Genomic DNA, 23,758 nt, shown 5'->3' on the forward strand with positions numbered 1-23,758 from the left:
GAAATAAACTGTCAGTTTAATGGCTTTAAACTGCCAGTTTAAACGGACTAAACTATCAGTTTAAACGGACTAAACTATCAGTTTAAACGGAGTAAACTGCCGGTTTAAACGGGTTGTACTGGTGCCACGAAGCGTGTTGTTGTCAGGCATGCAGTTATTCTCTTTTCACCACTTCCGCCGGATTCTCGTTCGCCGCCCGCCACACGCGCCAGCCGATGCAGAGGGCCACCAGCAGCGCCATGCCGAGGAAGATGACGGCATAGAGCCACCAGCTGAGGGGTGTCTGCTCCACATAACTCTCCAGCCAGCGTTTCATCAGCACATAGCCCACGGGGAAGGCTACTACGGCAGCTGCGGCGAGCAGCAACAGGTATTCGCGGGCAAAGAGACTGAGGATGTCGCCCACCCGTGCCCCGTTTACCTTGCGGATGGCCACCTCCTTGCGGCGGCGTTCGCAGCTCAGGGTAATCATGGAGAAGATGCCGAAAGCTGATACCAGGATACAGACGGTGGAAACAAAGGCCAGCAGACGGAGAAGCAGATGTTCCGACTGTAAGTACTCTTGATACAAGTCCTCAGTACGTTCCAGGTCGTAACGTTGCAGTCCATGTTTCTGTGACAACAGCTCCAAATCTTTTTGTAGTTCTTTATAGTATCCGTCTTGATATTTGATGAGAATCCGTCCGTTATGAGAATCCATGAATCCCATTGCTGCCATTTCCTCTTTCCATCCCAAACCATTTTCACCAATAAACAACATAGGTTGGACAGGCATTGTGGGCGCATTGATATGGAAATCCTTCAACAGCCCTACGATTTCCAATGTCTTTCCTTTTACCGTAAGGTGTTTACCTATTGGTTGGCGTATGGCCATCATACGTGCTGCCGTTTCATTGATAACGGCATAGCGTTTGTCGGTTGGTGTCATCATATGCCCTTCCAGTAACTTCATGCCATAAAAGTCGGTAAAGACACCACTTTCCTGCGGCATCACCATTTGTATGGGGGCTTCATCCGGGTGACGTCCGTCCCAGTCTGTTACCTCACCCCGCATAATTGCTGGCTGTGCGAGAAGACTCCAATGATTGTCCATAGTCTGAGTAACGTAGGAAAGACGTGCTATATCATCTCGCAAGGCTGCTATATTTTTAAAGATGTTTTCCGTGTCGTTCATTCTTACTACCAGGAGCGAGGCTATGTTTTTGCGTTCCCATCCCAAGTCTGTATTGGACAAGTAATATAATTGTTTCATCAGTACAGCCGTCACGAAGACGAAAAAGATACTGACGCTCATCTGCAAGCCTATACTGAATGGACGGAAGAAACTACGTCCGGTTTGACAGATATTTCGAATACGGACAATGAATGGCAATAGCATTAACCAAGACAACAGTAGCACCGGCAGGAAAAAAGAAAAGGCTTCCTGATAGACCGTTCCACTGATGCCTGACATACTGCGGAAAGAGGGTAAGATGATTTCTACCAATACCATCCCTAACAATCCGGCAAACAATACCAATGCTGTATATTCTGTTCCAAAAAGCAGGAATAGACTTCTACGGGAAGAACCGTTGACGCGGCGAAGCTGTATCTCGCGGTTGCGTATCCTCATGCGTACTACGAACAACGATAAATAGTTGAACAAGGTGACAATGATTACTAGTCCTCCGATTGTGGAGAACATTAACAGATACGTGAATCTGACTGTCTGCTCCGTATTGATCTTTGAACAACGGTATTTCGTTAATGGCATCCATTGTATATTCTTAAATGGAAATGCCTCCTTTCCATCCTTTATTTGTCGAAACGCTTCCAGCTTACGGCTTAGTGTCTCTATATCTGCATCTTCCCGTAAGCGGATGAGGAGTGGATTGCCAGAACTGGCGAAATATTTGTTCCCTTCGCTTGTCCAGTAATCAAAGGTTAAATTGCTGTGAGGTAGTGCAGAGATGATAGCCCCAACAGTCACTTTTCGGAAAATTCTTAATTCTTTTCCTATGACATCAGTTGTACCATACAGACGCAAAGCTGTTTCTTCTGTTATTGCTATTTTCCGGTCGTTATGTAGAAAATCTGTATCACCCGATAAGACCTTAATACCAAACAAATTCATGAAAGTAGTGTCTGCTACCAGGCCAGTCACTTTGATGGGTACTTGTCCTTCAACCTCCAACTCCCGATTCTTTGTTCGGCTGATACCACACACAGTTTCTACTTCTGGGAAATTCTCTTTTAGCAGGGGGATAACATCTGTTGTCTGCAAATCATATCCACCCGTGTGTGTTGTACTGATTCGATAGGCCAAATAGATTCGGTCTGCGCCTTCATGGTAGTTGTCGTAACTCAGTTCATAACGCATCCACATGGCTGACAAGGCAAAGCAGGCAAAGCCAACAGCCAATCCAAATATATTGACGAAACTCTGCATGCGGTACTTCAGCAGGTTGCGCCAGGCGATTTTCAGGTAGTGTAGTATCATATTCTTTTTTTATTTAGTAGGCATCATTCTCTTTTCACCACTTCCGCCGGGTTCTCGTTCGCCGCCCGCCACACGCGCCAGCCGATGCAGAGGGCTACCAGCAGCGCCATGCCGAGGAAGATGACGGCATAGAGCCACCAGCTGAGGGGTGTCTGCTCCACATAACTCTCCAGCCAGCGTTTCATCAGCACGTAGCCCACGGGGAAAGCTACCACGGCAGCTGCGGCGAGCAGCAACAGGTATTCGCGGGCAAAGAGGCCGAGGATGTCGCCCACCCGTGCCCCGTTCACCTTGCGGATGGCCACCTCCTTGCGGCGGCGTTCGCAGCTCAGGGTAATCATGGAGAAGATGCCGAAAGCTGATACCAGGATACAGACGGTGGAAACAAAGGCCAGCAAACGCATCAGCAGGTGTTCGGCCTTGAGATAGGCATTATACTCGTCCATGACGTTCACCAGCCGGTAATGCACTTCGGGATAGTCCTTGGCAAAGAGGCTGTCTACGCGATGACGAAGTTCGGGCCAGGCTCCTTCGTGGTACTTCAACAGAATATCGTCATGGGCAATCCATTCAGTTTGACATACATAAAGCGTCGGTTGTATAGGAATGGTAGGAGCAGTAATATGTAAATCACGTACTACACCGATTACTGTGGCTTGCCGTTTGTCGCGATAAGTAACGGTCATTCCTACCGGATTGGCTATTCCCATCACCCGCACAGCCGATTCGTTCAGCATAATCTCTCCCCTGCCGCTATTAGGTCGGATAAATTTGCCTGCCGCTAAGCGGATGCCATAGAAAGAGGCCAGTGTATCGTCCATACAGGCCATGCGCATGTTTTTGATTTCAAGGCCTTCCGGTTTTCCTTCCCAGTCGATGGAAGTGGCGGCCACAGCTCCTTCGGGCAAAAGGCCTGTATAGTCCGTAAGTACCCGACTGACAAAAGGCATCTGGCGGACACGGTCCACAATCTCATCTTTCGCATTGTCGGGATAGAGGAAGGTAAAGGCGGCGATGTTGCGGCGTTCCCAGCCCAGGTCGGTGTGTTGCAGATAGTTCAACTGTTTCATCAGCGCCACCGTACAGAAGATGGCTAGCAGACTGATGAAGAGCTGCAGGCCCACCATCGCCTTGAGGCGGCGGCCCGATCGGCTGCGATCAGGGCGTAGGGAAGAATAGCGGAAAACGAAAGGCAGCAACAATACCAGAGAAAGCGCCAGCACCATCAGGAAATAGAGCAGCGACTCGCCATATACATTGCCTTCCACGCCCGAAAGCCGCTGGAAGGATGGTTGTAACAGCTCGACCAGCATAAAGCCCAGGAAGCCCGAAAGCAGGACAAGCAGGGAATATTCGGTGGTGAGCATCGCGAAGAGCCCCCTGCCGGAAGAACCGCATGTGCACCGCAAGGCCAGCTCGCGACGGCGGATGTCCATGCGTGAGAGGAACAGGGCCAGGTGGTTGAACAGCGAACAGAGGATGACCAGCCCACCCGCCGCAGCAAACAGCACGAGGTAGGAGAAACTGACAAGCCGTTCCTCGTTGAACGGAGCCTGACGGACTTCGGAAAGAGGCATCAGGCGCAGGCGACCGGTAATCTTGCGGTAACGGTCGTCTGTCTGCTCGGCATAAGCACGGAACTTTTCTTCCAGTGCCTGGGGTGATACACCTGGGGCAAGGCGTACCACCACCTCAAAGCCTGCGTTGTACCACACGTCCTGCCATTTGCGGAAGTAAGCTCCCTCGCAGATGAAGCCAAACGAGAAGTTACTGTGTGGCAGGTCGCTGACGATGGCGCAGACGGTAACCTCTTCATCATTGCACGTTACGGTGCGTCCCAGCACGTCCGTTGTGCCAAACAGCCGTCGGGCCGTTCGCTCCGTCAGGGCTATTTGTCCGTTGGTATAAAGGAAATCGTTCGTGCCTGCCAATACACGGATGCCGAAGAGGTTCATGAAGCAAGAGTCCAACTGTATGCTGGGCAGCTCCACCTCAGGTTGTCCCTCCAATTCCAATTTGTCAGCTTTCGTATAGCGGGTGAAGGCACAGGCCGCCTCCACCTCGGGAAACTCCTGCTTCAGCAGGGTAGAGACGGGGTAAGGCACATGGGGTGACAGGCCTCCGGCCTCGATGGCCGTTTCGGCGTAGAGCAGATACATGCGGTCGGCCGCTTCGTAACGGCTGTCGAACGAGGCTTCGTATCGCATCCACAGGTTGGCAAAGGCGAAGCAGGCAAAGCCCACGGCCAGTCCCGCCACATTGATGGCAGTCTGCATGCGGTACTTCAGCAGGTTGCGCCAGGCGATTTTCAGGTAGTGTAGTATCATATTTGTTTATCTTTCTTATTATTCACTCTTTATCACTTCAGCCGGATTCTCGTTCGCCGTCTTCCAGATGCGGTGACCGATGCTGGCAGCCACACAGACGGCAATGCCGGCAAAGATAAGCAGAAATGGTAGTACGCCGATTTCCACCTGACGGTTATAATTCTCTATCCAGCGCTTCATCGCCCACCAGGCGGCGGGGAAAGCGATCAGCGAGGAAACGACCAACAGCAGGGCATATTCGCGGAAGAACAGGGCGAGGATGTCTCTCACCGTGGCACCGTTCACTTTGCGGATGGCAATCTCCTTGCGGCGCCGTTCGCAGGCCAGCGTCACCAGCGAGTAGATGCCGAAGATGGAGATGAGGATGCACACCACCGACGAGAACCCGAGCAGCGATGACAGGGCGTCTTCCGACTTCAAGTAGTCGTTGTAGCGTTCTTCCTCGCTGAAGAGGAAGAGCTTGCGGTCGGGCAGTTCGGCACGCTGCATCTCCTCGATGCAACGGCGACATTCGTCCCACGTACCCGGACGGTATTTGAAGAGGACGAAGCAACGGGCATGCATCCACTCCATCCGGTCAGTGTTGACAAATACCGTGTTGGGCAGTTCGGCGGTGGGCGACTTGTAGGCACAGTCCTTCAGCACGCCGATGACGGTCATCGGCTCCACTTTGCGGTTGACGAAGAACAGCTGCTTGCCCACTGCCTCTTCGGGACTCCAACCCATGCGGCGGGCCGTACTCTCCATGATGTTCACCTGCCGGTACTCCGACTTGGCCGATACCCATTCACCGGCCAGCAGCTGCATGTCGTAGAAACGGAAGAACTCTTCACCGGCCAGCACTTCGTCGAAAGTCAAAGGTTGCTCCAGCCGGCCTTCCATGCCCGTGTATCCATCTATCTGGTACGACGAATAGGCCCCCTCGCCCAGCAGCGGCCAATAGGCCGGGCGTACCACTTCCGTCACCATAAGCAAGGCCTTGATTTTCTCGGCCCATACGTTCATATCCACATCCGTCCAGATGCTCATGGCCGCCCGTCCGCGATAGTCCAGCCCTGTATCCACACTACGCAAATGGTGCAGCTGCATCTGCATGGCCACCGTACAGAAGATGAAGGCCAGGCAGACCGTCAGCTGAAGGACGACACTTCCCTTGCGCCAGACCGTGCCCGAGAGGGCGTTACCCGTGTGGATGTTTCCGTGCAACGACCGCTTCTGGAACAGCCACACCGACAGGACGACAACAGCCATCATGACTGCCGAGACGCACGTAATGTAGAGCAGCGCCGAACGATAGACCGAGAAATCGGCGTCCTGAATGAGAGAATAGCGCAGGAAAGCCGGCATCAGCAATTCCACCAGCACCATGCCCACTACCAGCGAGGCCAGCACGGTGAGCAGAAAGTCGGTGCAGAGCAGGGCCACCAGTGAACGCAGGCCTGCTCCGCAGATTTGCCGCAAAGCCATTTCCCTGCGACGCGTACGGAAGCGGTCGGCGTAGATGGTCAGGTAATTGAGGAAGGCACAGACGATGATGAGCACACCCACGGCGGCAAACCAGGTGATGTAACGGAACTGCACCGTCTGATTGTTTTTGAGGATAAAGCCCTCCGTGGCACGAAGACCCGTCAGCGGTTCCAGATAGAAACGGGTCAGTCCTGTAGTTGCCCGGTACTTGCTTTTGGTCAGCTCTTCGGGGAAGTGGGCATTCATCTTCTCCAGCAGACGGGAGACATCCGTACCCGGCTTCACCTTGACAAGCGTCCGGTAGGTGTAGTCGTCCCAGCCTGCCCGGCTGCTTCCGTTTCCCAGGAAGGCGTAGGGGAAATTGGTGTGTACTCCCCAGTCGCTCACGACAGAGCCGATGGTGTATTCCTTGTTCCAGTTGGCGTCGGTCACAGTCTGGCCGATGACATCCGTTGTACCGAACAGCAGGCGTGCGGTTTTCTCAGTAATGGCGATACGGTTGCCTGCCGCACCGGCGGAGCGGAGGAAACTCTCGTCACCGTCCAGCGTCCGGATATCCAGCATACGCAGGGCGGTTGTGTCGGGCATGAGCATGGGAAGCTCCAGCATCCGGTTGTCTTTTACGACAAAAAGCATACTTGTTTCAAACAGACAATAGTCCTCAATCTCCGAATAGTGTTCTTTCAGGTAACGGCCCAGCGCTTGGGGCGTGTAGCTTGCGGAGGAGCCTCCGAAACTGTCATCGTTCACCCCGACCAGATACAGGCGGTCGGCATCGCGGTGAAAACTGTCATAAGTCATCTCGTAATGCACCCAGAAGGCTGAAAGGGCAAAGCAGGCCAGGCCCACAGCCAGTCCCAGGATGCTGACGACGCTCTGTGTGCGGTATTTCAGCAGGTTGCGCCAGGCGATTTTCAGGTAGTGTAGTATCATATCTTTGTTTTTTAATTATCATTCTCTCTTTATCACCTCCGCCGGATTGAGTCTCATGACTTGCCAAATCTTCATACCTAAGGTAACGACTACCAGACTGCCTACCGAAATGAACATCAGCAAGGGCCATTCCCAACGATAAATGCAGTCCAGGGTATAACGGCCCAGCACCGTTTTCATGGAGAGGAAAAGCAGCGGATAGACCAGCAGGAAAGTGAAGGCAAACAGCAGGATGTAAACCTTGCCGAACATCCAGGCAATGTTTCTCGGAGTGGCTCCGTTGATTTTGCGGATGGCCACTTCCTTCAGGCGGGCTACCGTGTCCATGGAGATGGCGGAGAAAATACTGAGTACCACTAACAGCAGGCTGACAACTGCCAGTACCGACATGGCCACGCGCATGGTCTTGATGATATTCAGACCTTCGTCGGACTCATCCAACATCATCAGGTCAATCGGCAGGGTGGACGGTACAAATTCGCGGCACAGGTCGTCCAGCCGCTTCAGGAAGGCAGGCAGGTCGGTCGCTTCGGTTACCTTTATATAATAGAGTTGTGCATCGGTACTGGGCATAAAAACAGAACCCGTGTATTTGGGGTCTTCCACCTCGTTGAACAATGCCTTGTAAATGCCTGCTATCCGATAATCCTTGTTATCCAGGCGGACAGTTCCCGCATTGCCGTCGGCATCCAGCAGCCGCTTGAAGGCTTCGCTTACATAAACCTCGCCTGAAGCATCATCGGGGACTACCTTCCCTTGCATCGGTATATGGAAGAAACGGAAGTAACGGGGACTGCCGCTGGACATGACGATACGGGCTATGCTCTTGTCCTTACGTTCGTATTCGGTGTAAACGTGGAAATTGATTGGGTTGGAAATGCAATAACTGATGATGTCTTCCACTTCGGGCATCTTGCGTACCTCTGTCAGAATGGGTTGTATGTTGTTTTCCAGGTATTGGGTCTTCAGGGGAAGCACCACAATCCGTTCCTGTTCTCCTTCGGACAAAGGATTGTACATCTTGTCGAACAGCAATTCGTTCGATGCGAGCCAGGTCAGTGCGACACCACCCGCAAAGAACATGGAGATGACCAGTTGCAGACCAATCATCGCATTGCGGAACGTGTGCCTCTTGCGGCTCTGCTGGAGGAAGGCATACAGGGATACCTGACGCAGCTTACGCAGCGGGAAGCTGACAATGAGCAGGCAGACCGCCACGACGACCAGGTAAACCTTCAGTTGGGTCAGATAGACATCCTGCAAACGGATATCGGGAACTTCGTCCATGGGCAGAAGGCTGTATGCCAGACCGAATGTCCATTCCGTCAGCAGGAACGAAAGAAGCAGGGCAGCCGTCATCATCAGGATGACTTCCGACGCAAGCAGGCCATACAGGCCTTTGGTATCGGAACCCAGACACTTGCGCAAGGCCAGTTCGCGCTGGCGGTTGAAGAACATTTGGATGGTGAACTTCAGGAAGTTGATCAGTCCAGACACCAGAATGAGGGAGACGACCAGCAGAAACAACAGCTTGGCAAGCAAGGTCTGCCTGTGCTGGCTGCTCTCCGACTCGACTTGAAACTTTATCGGTTTGCCTTGCGAATCGGGCCAGGCAATCTTTTCCATCAAGGCTCGGAAGCTGTTCAGGTCCATATTTTCGGGCCGGTAGCAACTGGCGTACAGGATATGGTTGTCTGACGGCTTTGTTACAGGAAAGTAACAGTCGGGAACCGTATTCGGATCTTTCCCCGTGGCCACACCTGCTACCTTGAACAATTGGCCCGACTGGTCGTTGACGACGCGCAAGGTCATGCCTGTCGGATCGGTGTTACCAAAAGCTTTCCGGGCAAAGGCTTCGGACAGCACGACGTCCGTAGGTCCGAATTCATTCGTTGCCCCCGTTATCGAAATGCCGTTGTAGGTATAGTAATAGGCATCGGCATTGCGATAACGGACCAGGAAAGGACGCTCCCGCCCTTCCGGGTCGAAGAATACCACTTCCCGGGTATGCAATCCTTTGGAATAGGCTGTCACAGCCTCTACACCCGCATGCCGGAGTTCTTCCTCCATACGGGTAATCTGGTTGATGGAAAACGCCCAGTTGTTTGCCAACGAAAGATTCAACCGGCGGTCGTAGTGGGGACGGTGGTCGGTGGGGGCTACCGTCTCCACAAACTGATAGGTATAGCTGAAGCATACAATGCCGGCAGCCAGGCAGAGAGCCGATATCAGGCTCTGCATCTTGTATTTCATCAGGCTGCGGGCAGCCACTTTCAGGTAATGTAGTATCATTCTTTGTATCATTATTTATTCTGTGTTTATCATTCTCTCTTTATCACCTCCGCCGGATTCTGTCGCGCCGTACGCAGGATGCGGAAGATAACCGTCAGCGCCGTAACAGCTGCCACCAGAACAAATACGCTGGCCCAATAGAAGAAACCGCAGTCGAAAAACACGATGTACATCCGCTTCCATTGCTGCAGTGCGAATCCGACCAGCGGGAAGGCCAGCAGGGCACTGACGGCCAGCAGCACGATGTACAGGCGGGCGAAGAGCAGCATGATCTGCGGCACTCCCGCTCCGTTCACCTTGCGGATGGCTACCTCCTTCTGCCGGCGTTCGGTGTCGAGCGTGATACTCGAATAGACGCCCAGCAGCGTGATGAGGATGCTGACCACGGCAAAGAACAGCACGATGTTCTTCATCGTGTATTCCAGCGGCTGACGGTCGTGGATGTCGTCGAGCAGCGTGCCTACCCGCACAGGCACGCTTTCGGGCAAAGCCTCACGGAGCAGTTGCTCCACCCGCGCCTGGACTTCCTGTACCTGGCCACTGTGGCACTTCAGATAGCAGTGACCGATGTAGTCGGACGGATTGTAAGGGAGGAAGACGTAACCGATGCTCTTCGAATAGGTGTCGGTCTGGAAAGGCGCACAGATGCCGCATACGCTATAGTCGCGTTGCGAGTCGTAAAGAGGCATCCCCAGTATGTCTTTCTCCATCCGTTGCTGCCAGGTACGGTCGGCCACGATGTCGGCTTCCGTCTTCGGAGCGCGTCCCTGCTCCAGCGGGATATTCATGAAGGAGAAGAAATTGGCGGGGACACGCATCACCTCAACTTCTATCCATGAGTTGTCGTTGCCTTTCTCGGTCATCATCAGGTTGCCCGACGAACCTCCCAGATAACTGACGTCTGCCAGCAGGGCATCTTTCACTGCAGCCAGGCTCTTGAAGCGGCCGACCAGGCTCTGCTTTTCCGCATTGTTCAGGCAGGAGTAATCCAGCGGGATGCTGAGGATGGAAGCCTTCTCCTGCATGGAGAGGGTGTGCAGCAGGGTGCCGCTTGTCTTCTCGGACTGCAGGTAGAGGGCTGCTGACAGCGCGACAAACAGCCAGCAGAGAAAGAACTGTACCCCCAGCATGAAGTTGCGCCCCCGATGGCTCTGCCGTCTGCGCCGTCCGCCGCCAAGTCCGTCCTGCACCGATATGCGGCGGATGCGCAGCGTGGCCACCAGGCAGATACCTGCGCAAAGCAGTACCAGCAACCCGATGTATTGGACGGCATGACGCATGAGCAGCGACTTGCTGAACGTCATCGACATGAATTCGACGGAATAGTCCAGCCGTCCGTCGGTCACTTCGATGCCCCAAAGCATCAGCAGCGAGGCTGCCAGTACCACCAGCAAGGATTGTACGAAGAGCAGGGTAAAGAGCTGCCCGCCGCTGCATCCGTTCACCTTCATCACGCTGAACTCTTTCGTGCGGTTGAAGTAGGAACCGATCAGGAAATGGAAGAAGTTGAGCAGACCCACCAGCAGGATGAGCAGTCCCATGGTGCCTGTAATCCAGCTGGTGACGGACAGTTGCCTGTGCTCGTAGGGAAAGCGGCCGATGGGAAATACTTGTGCTTCATAGTCCCTGTCGTACAGCCGCCAGCGGTAGTCGCGCTGCATGAACTGCTCTTCCAACTGACGGATGTCGGCATCGGGTGCCAGCAGGGCAAATGTGTTGCCTCCCGTCATCTCGTGGCGTCTGTTGCTTTGCAGCAGGCCTTCGCTGTCGTTCAGCACCAGCATGTCCATCGTCTCCATGAAGTGGAGGGAATTGTTGAGCGGCGTGTCGTCCATGACGGCCTGCACGGTATAGGTGATGCCTCCGTCGCGGGGAGTGGTCGACGGCGAAGTGGGCAGCCGGCGGGTCATGACACACGTCTTTCCGATGGCTTCGGCCTCGCTGCCGAAGATGCGGACAGCTGTCGAACGGCTCATCACCAGCGCGTTGGGCGTATGGCTGGCCGTCTGCCAGCTTCCGGCCACGATGCGGGGCGTGAAGATGCGGGCATAGAGGCTGTCCGTCTCCATCCGCTTCAGCTCGTAGGGCAAGGTCTTGCCTGGCCTTACCTCGATGTCGAAGGGCATTTGGCGGGGATAGGTGACAAACGAAAGGGCCTCTACCCCCTTTGCCCAGCCGTGCATGTCCTCGCAGAGCGGTGCGGGTGTGCCGGAGAAATAATGGTTCTGTTCGCTATCATACAAACTAACCAGTACAATCCGCTTGTAATTGTCGAAACAATGGTTGGTAGACTGTATGAAACGGCTGCAATACAGGCAGACGCAGAAGCTGAACAGGCCCACGGCCAGTCCGATGATGGAAATGATATTCTGCGTTCTGTATTTCAGCAGGTTTCTGATGGCAAGTGTAAGGTAATGTAGTATCATATTCTATTCTGCAATATTCTTCTTATAGTCCTTTTTCTGAAAAGTGTCAAAATCGAAAAGGTATGTCCCGTTTACAACACCAGCTCCTCGGCATCGCCAAAGTTATCGTATCCGGTTGTAATTACCCAGTCGCCAGGCTGGAGGCCGTCGGTAACTTCGTACTGTTGTGGGTTCTGTCGGCCGATGGTGAGAGGCACGCGCACGGCACGCGTCTTGTCCTTGTTCAGCTTGTAGATCCACTGCCCACCCGTAGCCTGGTAGAAATTGCCGCGGGGAATGACGAGGGCATCTTCGGGCTGCCCCAGTTCGATCTGTACGCGGAAGCTCTTGCCCACGCGGACGTTGTCGGGCATGTCGGCAGTGAAAACGAGGTCGACGTCGAACATGCGGTCCTTCACTTCGGGCACCACTTTGGTGATCTTCAGCGGATAGCGCTTTCCCTGATAAAGGATGGTGGCGGGCAGGCCGGTGGTGATACGGTCGATGTAGTATTCGCTGAGCGAGGTATGTACCTTGAACTGGTCGAGTACCTTGATTTCGCCGATGCTTTCGCCGGACTGTACCTGCTGGCCAGGCGTCACGCTGACGAAGCTGAGCTGCCCGCTGATGGGGGCGCATACTACCAGGTCGTTCAGGCGTTGACGCGAACGTTCGTACTTCTTCTGTTCACGGTCGCGGTCGTTCAGCAGCAGGTCGCGGCGGATGATGGAGACAGCCGAATCGTGGCGCAGGCTCTGGCGTTGCAGGCGGGCTGTCTTTTCCTTGTAGCGGTACTCGTCTTCGGAGACTTGGAGCTGAGCCTTGCTCTTGATACCCATGCGAAACTCTTCTTTCTCCAGTTCAAAACTCTTGCGCAGCTTCTCCAGTTCGTAGTCAGTTTGCAGGGCTTGCTGCTGTAGGGTGAGGCTTTGTTGTTCCATTTCGATTTCCTTTTCGCGGTAGGTGATGAGCTGTTTCTCCCACTCGTCGCGCTGGTCTTCGATGGTGCGCAGCAGGTCGAGATTCTCCAGCACGAGGATGGTATCGCCTTTCTTCATCATGTTGCCTTCTTCGCCCACAATGCGGCTCACACTACCTGCCTCACGGGCGTTGACCTTGATGGTGAGGATGGGCTGCACGAGTCCTTCGACGTCGACATATTCCATGAATTTGTCGTTCTTCACTTCAGCCATTTGCAGGCTCTCGGGATCGATACGCAGCTTGCGCGGTCCGGCCGAGAGAATGATGACATAAATCAGGAAGGTGGCAAATACCACTCCGCCTGCCAGATAGTAACGGTAACGGATGTACCAGGGTTTCTTTTCGAGTTTGATATCCATTTTATTAATTGATAATTGAAAATTGATAATGGGATAGTATTTTGTAGTGAGAATTTATTTGATAAGTCGTTCCAGATCTTCCTCCAACGGTTGGTCCTGCCCAAAGTCGTAGAGCGTAAGGCTGCGCAGGGTGTAGTACAGGCTCCAATAGTCGTAGAGGGCTGTCACATAATTGCGGCGGGCAGAATCTTTTTCGGTAATGGAAGCATTGAGGTCGAGGATGGTAGACTGTCCCAGCAGGTAGAGGCGGCGGGCTACGTCGGCACGGCGCTGTGCGGTAGCGTCTGTACGGGCGGCAATGTGTACGCGTTGGGCTTGCAGATTGAATTGCTTCACCAGTTTGCGGATGTTCAGGTCGAAATCAGTCTTGTCCTGTTCCACTTGTGTATGTACCAGGTCGCGGTTGCTCTTGGCTACGCGTACTTGGCCCTTGCCACGCCCCCAGTCGAGGATAGGCAGCGAGATGCCGAGGCTGACGTATTGCTGATCCATGGGGTTGCGCCAGGCGTTTTTCCAGCGGTCGGCTGTCTGCGTCAGGCCGAATCGCAGGTAGATGTCGGCTTTTAGGCCGGCGTTGGCACGAGCCTGGGACACGGTGCTTTCACTTTCCAACTTGCGGCGCTGCATGTTCTCGATGTCGGGGCTGTTCTGGGCGGCCAGCAGCAGCGCCTCGTTGAGGTCGATTTGAAGATCGGGCACAAAGTCCTCAATTCGGACCTTCAGTTCCACGTCCTGCTGGATGCCCAGGTACGAACGGAGTTCCTGCATGGCGTTGTCCACTTCGATGCGGGCGTTCATGCGGTTGGTCTCCTCAGTGAGCTTGTTGATTTCGAGTTGCAGCATCTCGTTCTCGCTGATGGTGCCGATGTCGTAGCGGCCGCGTGCATACATATACAGTGTGTCGGCATTGGCGTAGTTGGTGCTGGCTATCTCGTAGTTGCTCTGTGCCGTAGCCAGGGCGAAGAACTTCTGTGTGGCAGCAGCCGCCACCAGTTCTAGCGTTTCGACGTAACGTTTGCGCGCCTCGCGATAGCGCACGGGTTCGATGCGGCGGTCCCACTTCAGCGAGTTGTAGCCGAAGAGTGACTGACGATAGCCGATGTTGACGGGTGATGTCTGGTAAGAGTGACTATCGTCGCTGAAGAGGTCGATGCGTTGGGCCGAGGTCTCCACGAAGAAGGTACCGCCTGTCCAGGGTACATTTTGCGTCAGGCTCAGGGTCAGGTCACTGGCGAGCAGATTCTGTTCCACAAACTTCACACTGCCGTCGCCCATTGTCACCTTGTTGATGGCGCGATCCAGGTAGGGGTTGGACGTCAGCGTCAGGTTGGGCAGGTAGTTGGCTCGGTAGTAGCGATAGTTCCAGTAGGAGGAACGGAAGCTGTGGCGGGCACTCTGTGCATCGGGCGACTTTTCCTGCGCATGGTGGATAGTCTGTTGCAGGGTCAGTTCCAGGGCCTCCTGGGCGTGGAGGACTGTCCCCATGCCGCAAGTGGCCGCTATCAGTAAAAGGATACGTTTGAACATAGTTTTTCCATTATTTTATAAATAGATATCAAAATCCGTGCCAAATGGTTAACTGACTGTTGACCAGTAATTAAGCGAAATATTCTGTGGGGGCTTACGTGCACTATCGCACAAAAATAGTGCGGAAGCGCACGTACAGCACACGGATATTATACGTATCTTTGTCCCGACACACAATGTATCATGATTATGGAGAAATTTGGTAAGATATTGATTGTAGATGACAACGAAGATGTACTCTTCGCCCTCAATTTACTGCTTGAGCCTTACGCCGAGAAGATAAAGGTCATCACCGGTCCTGAGCGGCTGGAATATTTCATGACGACCTTTCAGCCGGATGTCGTGCTACTGGATATGAACTTCAGCCGCGATGTGGTGAGCGGACAGGAAGGCTTCGACTGTCTGAAGCAAATCTTGCACATAGACCCGCAGGCGGTGGTTATCTTCATGACCGCCTATTCGGACACCGACAAGGCTGTACGGGCCATCAAAGCGGGAGCTACGGACTTCATTCCCAAACCGTGGGAGAAGGAAAAGCTGCTGGCCACGTTGTCTTCGGGTATGAAGCTGCGCCGCTCGCAACGCGAAGTAAACCTGCTGAAGGAGCAGGTGGAAGCCCTGAGCGACGGCAATGCCGACGAACGCATCATCGGCGAATCGGATGCCATGCGGGCCATCTTTGATACGGTGGAGAAGCTGCGCGACACGGATGCTAACATCCTGATTCTTGGTGAGAACGGTACGGGAAAAGACATCATCGCCCGCCTGCTCTACCGCCATTCACCTCGCTCGGGAAAGCCTTTCGTCACCATCGACTTGGGTAGTATCCCCGAACAACTGTTCGAAAGCGAGTTGTTTGGCTACGAGAAAGGCGCCTTTACCGATGCCCGCAAGGCCAAGGCAGGACGTATGGAAGTAGCCACAGGCGGTACGCTGTTTCTCGACGAGATAGGTAACCTCTCTCTGCCTATGCAGGCCAAGTTGCTCACCGCCATCGAGAAGCGACAAATCAGTCGGTTGGGCAGTACACAGAGTACGCCCATCGACGTGCGGCTCATCTGCGCCACCAATGCCGACATCCGACGAATGGTGGAGGAAGGGCGTTTCCGGCAGGATTTGCTCTACCGCATCAATACCATTGAACTACACATTCCGCCTTTGCGCGAGCGAGGCAACGACATCTTGCTATTGGCCGATCACTTCCTGCAACGTTATGCCCGCAAGTACCGGAAGGAGATGCGTGGTCTGACGCGCGAGGCCAAGAACAAGCTATTGAAATATGCTTGGCCGGGTAACGTGCGCGAGCTGCAACATACGATGGAGCGCGCCGTCATCCTGGGCGATGGTTCCTTGCTCCGCCCCGAGAACTTCGTATTTCAGGCCTCTTCTGTCGCTCGTCCGCATAAGGAGGAAAAGGAAGTGCTCAACTTGGAACAATTGGAACGGCAGGCTGTGGAGCGTGCCATGCGTCTGAGCGAGGGAAACATGACGAAGGCGGCCGAATACTTGGGTATTACGCGGTTTGCCCTATACCGAAAAATTGAAAAGTTAGGCTTATGAGACGCTATTCATTCATCGTTGTTCTTCACGTTCTTGCCATCGCTCTGCTGGCGGTAGGCGTCTACTTGTTGGCTGTCAGGGAGCTGTGGTTCAGTGCCCTGATGGTGTTTCTTGTGTTGGTAGCTGTAGGTTTCAACCTCTACCGTATGCAGATGGTCCAGATACGCATGATGCGTCACCTGGCCGAAAGCCTGCGTTTCGATGACATGATGCTCTCTTTTCGCTCCCCTTATCGCAACCGTTCGATGGAGCAGATGGTGGACGAGTTGTGTGAAGCCATGCGGAACTTCCGTACCCACGTGTTGGAACACAACGAGATGGCTGCCTGGCAGAAGTTGATACGTGTGCTGACACACGAAATCATGAATTCGCTGACGCCCATCATTTCCCTGTCCGAGACGCTGTGCGAACGTGAGGTAGACGAGCGTAGTTACAGCCTGATGTATCAGGGTATGCAGACCATCCACCGGCGTAGCAAGGGCTTGTTGGAGTTCGTAGAGAATTATCGCAAACTGACTCGCCTGCCCGCTCCCGTGCGTCGTCCGGTATTACTTACTGAGTTGTTGCTGGACCTGCGCAAGCTCTTTCCTGAGGACTACATCCACATCGAACTCCCGACCGAAGACCGTACTTTGCAGATAGATCGTACACAGATTGAACAGGTGCTTATCAATTTGATAAAGAATGCGCGTGAGGCATGTGCCAAGTGTGAGCATCCTTTAATTGAGATTAAAGTGCTGCCTGTACAGTCGTGGCAATGCCGCATTGCGGTCAGTGACAACGGTGAGGGAATTTTACCTGAGGTGTTGGACAAAGTTTTTGTTCCTTTCTTTACCACTAAATCCGGTGGGCAGGGCATCGGACTGAGCTTGTGTAAACAAATCATGAACCGTCATGGCGGGAATATCACGGTGCAGTCTGCCGTGGGGCAGGGCTCCTGTTTCACCCTCCTGTTCGGATGAAAAAAGAACGGGGATACTCTTTCGCAGAGTGTCCCCGTTCTTTCTGATATTTAGAAATAATTTGCTTATTTCTTAGAGTCCTCCGGTGCTGCAGCATTCTTTTTCATCAGCTTGTAAGCAATCGGCGAAGCGATGAACAAAGAGGAGAAGGTTCCGAATACGACACCCAAAATCATGGCGAACGAGAAGCTGCGGATGCTTTCTCCACCCAAGATAAAGATTACAACCAGCACAATCAACGTAGACGAACCGGTGAACAACGTACGGGTCAGCGTAGAGTTCAGTGAATCGTTGAACAACTGGAATGTACTGCGCTTGGGATAGAGGTGGAAGTATTCGCGTACACGGTCGAAGATAACCACCTTATCGTTGATAGAATAACCGATAGCAGTCAGAATGGCACCGATAAAGGTCTGGTCAATCTCCATGGAGAACGGAAGAATGTTCCAGAACATGGAGTAAACACCCAATATCAAAATCGTGTCGAATGTCAATGCTGCAATGGAACCTACACTGTAAGCGATGTTGCGGAAGCGGAAGAGAATGTAAAGACCGATACCCAGCACGGCAAAGATAACGGCCCATACGGCTGCTACCTTAAGGTCATCCGCAATGCTCGGACCTACTTTCTGCGAACTGATGATACTGCCGCCCGTGTGATTGTCGCGGTCGATGAAGGTCTCCAACGAGATATTCTTCGTGAGCAACGGCTTCAATACTTCATACAGCTTGGCTTCGATTTCAGAGTCTACGTTATTGCCTTCTTCGTTGATGCGGTAGTTGGTGCTGATACGCACTGTCTTACCATCGGTGCCGATGGCGATAACCGTTACGTTGGCATCCTCGAATTGGCCTTCTATGAGTTCGCGCACTTGTTCGGGCTCGATGGACTGTTCAAAGCGCACCTGATAATTGCGGCCACCAGTGAAGTCAATACTTTGACTCAAGCCTCGAACGAAGAGGAAGCCTACACAAATCAGGACGATTATCAATCCGCTGGAAAGCCATGTCTTATTATACTTCATGAAGTTGTACTTCGTATCTTGCAGCACGCCTTTGGACAGAGGAGTCTCAAACGTAAGGTTCAACCACTTGTCTTTGTTCATGAAATGCTCGAACACGAGACGGGTTATAAACACGGCGGTAAAGAACGAAATGGCGATACCGATAATTAACGTCGTGGCAAATCCGCGGATAGGACCCGTTCCGAAGTAGAACAGAATGACACCGGTGATGATAGACGTAAAGTTGGAGTCAAAGATGGCGGAGAAGGCGTTGGAATAACCGTCTTTCAAGGCATCTTTCACTTTCTTGCCTAAACGAAGTTCTTCCTTGGTACGTTCGAAAATCAACACGTTGGCATCCACGGCCATACCCAGTGACAATACCAAACCGGCGATACCGGACATGGTCAATGCGGCCTGGAAGGAAGAAAGGATACCGAGGGTGAAGAAGAAGTTGAGCAGCAGGGCGCCATTGGCAACCATACCGGCTGTGAAACCGTACATGGAGCACACGTATACCATCAGCAGGATGAAGGCGACGATGCAGGAAATGATACCGGCTTCGATAGACTCCTGACCCAGTGACGGTCCTACAATATCTTCCTGAACAATGTGAGCCGGGGCAGGCATCTTACCGGACTTCAGCACGTTGGCCAAGTCTTTGGCTTCTTCGGGAGTGAAATGGCCGGTGATTTGTGAGTTACCGCCGGTGATTTCATTCGATACAGTCGGAGCAGAATATACGTAACCGTCCAATACGATGGCGATGCAACCTTGCGTAACAGCCACTTTCTTGGTCAGCTGTGCCCAGCGGCGTGCACCGTCGGTATTCATAGACATACTTACAGACGGCTTACCATATTGGTCGAAGTCGTCCTTGGCGTCTACAATAACATCGCCTTCCAATGGAGCACGACCATTACGCTCGGTGGCCCGGATGGCATACAGTTCGAAGGTTTGTTTCTTGGGATCGAAAGAAGCGGCGGATACACCCCATTTCAGGCGGAGATCTTTCGGGAACTCGGCTTGTATTTCGGGCATAGCCAGGTAGCGGTTCACCTCAGCTGTATCCTTAGCCAGCGCATAGGCTGCAATCGGACCAACATTGGGATTTACTTGCAGAATAGCAAGCAGTGGGTGATCTTTCTTGTACTGAGCCAGGTCAGCTTCCTGTGCAGCAGTGCTTTCACCTTTCAGAGCAGCTGCAAGACTGTCGGTTGCGCTTGTTGCGGCAACGGCAGCAGTTGTGTCGATGGCAGCGGCTGTATTGGTCGTGTCGTTGGCGGCCAGCAGGCTGCGCAGCTTGGCATCGGCCGACTGCATATAAGGAGCGATTTCGTTGGCGTTGTAAGTTTCCCAGAATTCCAGATTTGCAGAACCTTGTAACAATTTTCTTACACGTTCAGGTTCTTTGATACCCGGAAGTTCTACCATGATACGTCCCATTTTGTCTTCCAGACTTTGGATGTTGGGCTGAACCACACCAAAGCGGTCGATACGGGTACGAAGTACATTATATGAATTGTCTACAGCGGCTTTTACTTCTTCGCGCAGTACTTTTTCTACTTCTGCGTCAGTCGACTTCTGATTGACTTTGTCTTTCAGTTGCTGGGTAGCGAACAGCTGTGCGAGCGGAGCGTCCGGAGCCAGACGGTGATACTCTCTGATGAAAAGCGTGATGACGTCATCTTGGCTGGTAGTAGCTTGCTTGGCGGCTGTAGCCAATGCCTGGTTGAATGTCTCATCCTGCTTGTTGTCAGCCAAAGCTTTGATGACATCAGGTACAGACACCTCCAAAATGACGTTCATACCACCCTTCAGGTCCAGACCTAAACCAATTTCCATCTCTCTACAATCTTTCAGGCTCCAGTTCCATAACCAAACCTTTTCATTGGCCAGTGAGTCCAAGTAGCTTTGCTCCACTCTCGGATCTCCGTTTGCTATCTCCCGTGCTTTGTTTGTGTAGTGGCGGGTAACAAAAGAGAACGATAAGTAGAACACGCATACCAAGGTCAGCAGTATGGCAAAAGCCTTTACAAATCCTTTGTTTTGCATGTTACTTTTAGTTTATTATGATTACTTTATTGATTAATTTCTACGCATTTACAAGGCTGCAAATATAGTTCTTTTTTCACAATATATTACTTCGTGGCCTTATTTTTTTAAATCTCAGAAGCCTTGACGCTGTTATTTCTCTTTGAAAGTGAAGTAACACCAGATGGGATAGTGGTCAGAATCTTTGATGCTTTTGTCCACTGTGCAGTTATAGGTTTGCAGGTTTTTGCTGGTCAGGATATGGTCAATGCGAAAATAGAACTTGTTCTGATTGTACGAAATGCCCAGTCCTTGTCCCGATTGGGTGAAGGCATCGTTCAGCCCTTGACTGGCTACGCGATGGGTGTACGAGATGGGGGTGTCGTTGAAGTCGCCGCAGACGATGACAGTGGAATATTTCGACTGTTCGACAGCCTGAGCTATAGCATCGGCTTGTGGGGCGCGCAGGGCTGAGGCTTCGGCCAGCTTTCCCAGCAGCAGGCGCGCACCGCTTTCCACTTTATCGCGTTGGGGAGAGGCCAGCATGTCTTCGTAGACGACTTTGTCTTCTTTGGTCAGTTTATTCGACTCCAGATGGTTGTTGATGAGGGTCAGTGTGTCTTTCCCTATTTTCAGTTCATAGACGACCGAGCCGTTGTAGTTGCTTTTGTAGTCCAGTTTGCGAGTGGATAGGATGGGGTATTTTGAGTAACAGGCTATGCGGTTCGTGGTAGCTTGCGAATTTCCCAATTTGTCGATACGGTGGTAGGGATAATCTTTCAGGGCGTGGTCGATATCTTTCTGTGTCAGATGTTGTTTGGAGTTGGAAGTGGCATATTCCTGCAGGCACAGAATGTCAGCTCCGCTCTCTTGAAGATAGGTGAGTATAGGGTTTTTCCCGTCTTTTTTCGTGCATCCGTCAAAGCCCATGATATTGTATGAAAGGATTTTCAGGCTTTCTTCCGGCAGGTGGTCGGTATGGAAATTGACGGGCATGTAGCTGCGTATCTGCGGATATGCCAGCAACATTCCAGCCAACGGCAATAGAGCCAGCTTGTAGTGTCGTATGATCAGCCAGAAAAACAAAAAGCAGATGTTTGCTATCAGGAAAATAGGGAAAGCCAGGCCCAGACAGGATCGCAACGGATGCTCGACTGGTTGAATATAAGGACTGTAGGCCGTGAGCAGAAATGCCACTGTGAAAGCGGCATTCACGGCTCCGATTGTGAGTGCTGCAACATTTCGGAGAAGTTTCATGTGCGTTGTTTATCTTTTGCTGGCATCGAACAGGCTTTTCTTTTCTTCAGCAGTCAGGCTTTCGTATCCCGATTTCTTCAGCTTCTCCAGGATGCGGTCTATTTCGTCCGACTGGCTTTTCTTCCGTGCGTTGTATTCGTAGTCTTTCTGACGGTTTCCGCCATAGTTTATTTTCATCTTCGGTTTGCGAGGGCGGGGACTGAAGAGACCTTCTATGCTATCCAGCAAACGGTTGATCCATGCGGTGATGTCTTTTCCTTTGCTAAGGGAAGCTGCGAACCACAAACCTGCTAATGCTCCACCAAGGTGGGAAATGTGTCCTCCTGCATTGCTGGAGGTGATGAAGAGCAGGTCCATACCGATAACAATCAGGGCCAGGTATTTCAGCCGAACGGTTCCAAACAGGAAGAGCTGTATCGGATAGTTAGGTTCTCTATATGCGGTAGCGGCAACAATGGCCAATACCGATGCCGATGCTCCCAGTAGGAAAGAGCCTTCTATCATGTATTGGAAATAGGGGAATACATTGTAAGACACCATATAGAGCAATCCTCCGCAGATACCTCCCAACAAATATACGCCACGCAAGTGTTTGGCAGAGAAGAATTGCAGGAAAAGGGTTCCAAACCAGTAGAGCCACAACATGTTGAACAGAATATGCAGTAGTCCCGCATGCATGAACATGTAGGTCAGGATCGTCCAGGGTTGCATGATGAAGCGACTGAACGAGGCCGGAAGTTCCAACCAACTGATCCAGCTGCCTAATGAATGGTTGAACAACTGGAACAGGATTCTGACCAGCGTGACTACAACAAAGACGGCAACGTTGATGTAGACCAACCGCAGGCAGATGTTACCTCTACGGAACTTTTCTTTTAAATCAGTTATAATAGTAGCCATTTCCTCTGTTTTTGTTTCTCCAGTACATAATCAAAAGGAATCCGAAAATCATTCCACCCAAGTGGGCAAAATGGGCAACATTGTCGCCGGCACTGTTGGCCAGTCCCGAGTAGAGTTCTATCAGTGCGTAGCCCATGACGAAATACTTGGCCTTGATGGGGAAAGGCAAGGGGAAGATGAACATGGGTTGATTGGGAAACAGCATGCCAAAACCCAGCAGGATGGCATATACCGCTCCCGAAGCTCCTACCGTAGATGAGTTTAGCACCAGATTCAGGCTGGCCATCGCAGGATCTACAAAATTCATGTTCGATTGCAATGCTTTAGATCCCTGTTCAAAAACGGCTTGGATTGCTTCCGGACTCATACCCGATTCGATGGTGAAGTAGCGGACGGCTGTTACGGCTTCCTGTATCAGGCCAGCGCCAATACCGCAAATCATGTAGTAGGCCAGAAAACGCTTGGGACCCCATACCTGCTCCAGGATGCGTCCGAACATCCATACGGCGAACATATTGAAGAAAACATGTGTGAAGCCGGCATGCATAAACATGTAGGTGATGAGCTGGCCGACATTGAACCGGTCGGATAATACAAAATGCAGTCCCAGGTAATCGGCAAGATCTATTCCATAGCTTTCGGCTACAAGCGTACCAAGAAACATCAGTACATTAATAATCAGCAGATTTTTGGTAACTGTCGGAATGTTGTTCATATAGAATTCTTTTGATTTATCAAGACTGCAAAAATACGAATAAATTCTGTTATGCAACAGGAAAAGTGTATCTTGTTGATTCTTTTTCAGTTTTTGGGCTCTTTTTTCTTCTCTTTTTATTTGATATTCAGAATATTTGCTATATTTTTGTGGGGACTGGCTCGGAATACTTTTCTTGTTAAACAATATACATTTCAAAAGAACTAAGGTTATGAATAAGACTGATTTGATTGCTGCCATGGCTGCCAGTGGTGGAATGGCGAAGGCGGATGCTGCAAAGGCTTTGAATGCATTTATGGAGGCAGTGGCCGATGCGTTGAAGAAGGGCGATAAGGTGACTTTGGTGGGATTTGGGACTTTTTCGGTGACTGAGAGGGCGGCTCGTACAGGAGTTAATCCGGCTACGAAGCAGATGATTGAGATTCCGGCGAAGAAAGTTGTCAAATTTAAGGCAGGTTCGGAATTATCGTTCGACTGATAAAGGTATTTATTGGATCGTATCGTTTTTTAGGGAAATATGGGTTGCTGGCTTGTTCGCGGTTCTTTCTGTGGAGGG

The 23,758-nt window shown here is 52.0% G+C and carries 14 protein-coding genes; 3 read left to right on the top strand and 11 right to left on the bottom strand.

Annotated features, from left to right (window positions below; genetic code table 11):
- Positions 1-154: 154 nt before the first annotated feature.
- From HF894_RS06335 to HF894_RS06365, 7 genes are all read right to left on the bottom strand, one after another.
- Positions 155-2,479, bottom strand: a complete 2,325-nt coding sequence (locus HF894_RS06335; RefSeq protein WP_204971475.1) for an ABC transporter permease — start codon at positions 2,477-2,479, stop codon at positions 155-157.
- Positions 2,480-2,502: 23 nt separating this feature from the next.
- Complete coding sequence (locus HF894_RS06340; RefSeq protein ID WP_204971476.1) at positions 2,503-4,806, bottom strand: FtsX-like permease family protein; 2,304 nt, start codon at positions 4,804-4,806, stop codon at positions 2,503-2,505.
- A gap of 18 nt (positions 4,807-4,824) precedes the next feature.
- A complete protein-coding gene (locus HF894_RS06345) occupies positions 4,825-7,206 on the bottom strand; it encodes an ABC transporter permease (protein WP_204971477.1) in 2,382 nt (793 codons plus the stop codon).
- Between the two features lie 18 nt (positions 7,207-7,224).
- Positions 7,225-9,498 carry an ABC transporter permease gene (locus tag HF894_RS06350; RefSeq protein ID WP_204971478.1) on the bottom strand — a complete coding sequence of 758 codons (2,274 nt, stop codon included), beginning with the start codon at positions 9,496-9,498 and terminating at the stop codon, positions 7,225-7,227.
- Positions 9,499-9,527: 29 nt separating this feature from the next.
- Entirely contained in the window at positions 9,528-11,924 is a 2,397-nt protein-coding gene (locus tag HF894_RS06355) for an ABC transporter permease (protein ID WP_204971479.1), read from the bottom strand.
- 71 nt (positions 11,925-11,995) lie between these two features.
- A complete protein-coding gene (locus tag HF894_RS06360; protein WP_204971480.1) occupies positions 11,996-13,243 on the bottom strand; it encodes an efflux RND transporter periplasmic adaptor subunit in 1,248 nt (415 codons plus the stop codon).
- Between the two features lie 54 nt (positions 13,244-13,297).
- On the bottom strand, positions 13,298-14,728 hold the full coding sequence (locus HF894_RS06365; protein WP_246593158.1) for a TolC family protein: 1,431 nt from the start codon (positions 14,726-14,728) through the stop codon (positions 13,298-13,300).
- 231 nt (positions 14,729-14,959) lie between these two features.
- On the opposite strand from HF894_RS06365, the gene HF894_RS06370 reads away from it, so the two are divergent.
- Entirely contained in the window at positions 14,960-16,330 is a 1,371-nt protein-coding gene (locus HF894_RS06370) for a sigma-54-dependent transcriptional regulator (RefSeq protein WP_204971482.1), read from the top strand.
- On the top strand, positions 16,327-17,292 hold the full coding sequence (locus HF894_RS06375; protein WP_204971483.1) for a sensor histidine kinase: 966 nt from the start codon (positions 16,327-16,329) through the stop codon (positions 17,290-17,292). Before HF894_RS06370 ends, HF894_RS06375 begins: the two co-directional genes overlap by 4 nt.
- Positions 17,293-17,357: 65 nt before the next feature.
- Here the strand turns inward: HF894_RS06375 and secDF are convergent, their stop codons facing one another.
- The 4 genes from secDF to HF894_RS06395 form a co-directional block, all read right to left on the bottom strand.
- Positions 17,358-20,351: a protein translocase subunit SecDF gene (gene secDF, locus HF894_RS06380; RefSeq protein WP_204971484.1), complete on the bottom strand. Its 2,994-nt coding sequence runs from the start codon at positions 20,349-20,351 to the stop codon at positions 17,358-17,360.
- 132 nt (positions 20,352-20,483) lie between these two features.
- Entirely contained in the window at positions 20,484-21,587 is a 1,104-nt protein-coding gene (locus tag HF894_RS06385; protein WP_204971485.1) for an endonuclease/exonuclease/phosphatase family protein, read from the bottom strand.
- A gap of 9 nt (positions 21,588-21,596) precedes the next feature.
- A complete protein-coding gene (locus HF894_RS06390; RefSeq protein WP_204971486.1) occupies positions 21,597-22,487 on the bottom strand; it encodes a rhomboid family intramembrane serine protease in 891 nt (296 codons plus the stop codon).
- Positions 22,468-23,442, bottom strand: a complete 975-nt coding sequence (locus HF894_RS06395) for a rhomboid family intramembrane serine protease (protein ID WP_394369822.1) — start codon at positions 23,440-23,442, stop codon at positions 22,468-22,470. Before HF894_RS06395 ends, HF894_RS06390 begins: the two co-directional genes overlap by 20 nt.
- Between HF894_RS06395 and HF894_RS06400 the strand changes: the two genes are divergently transcribed.
- On the top strand, positions 23,414-23,680 hold the full coding sequence (locus tag HF894_RS06400) for an HU family DNA-binding protein (protein WP_021846843.1): 267 nt from the start codon (positions 23,414-23,416) through the stop codon (positions 23,678-23,680). The genes HF894_RS06395 and HF894_RS06400 overlap by 29 nt on opposite strands.
- Positions 23,681-23,758 lie beyond the last annotated feature (78 nt).

The sequence above is a fragment of the Caecibacteroides pullorum genome (genome assembly GCF_019239235.1).
Lineage (GTDB): Bacteria > Bacteroidota > Bacteroidia > Bacteroidales > Bacteroidaceae > Bacteroides > Bacteroides pullorum.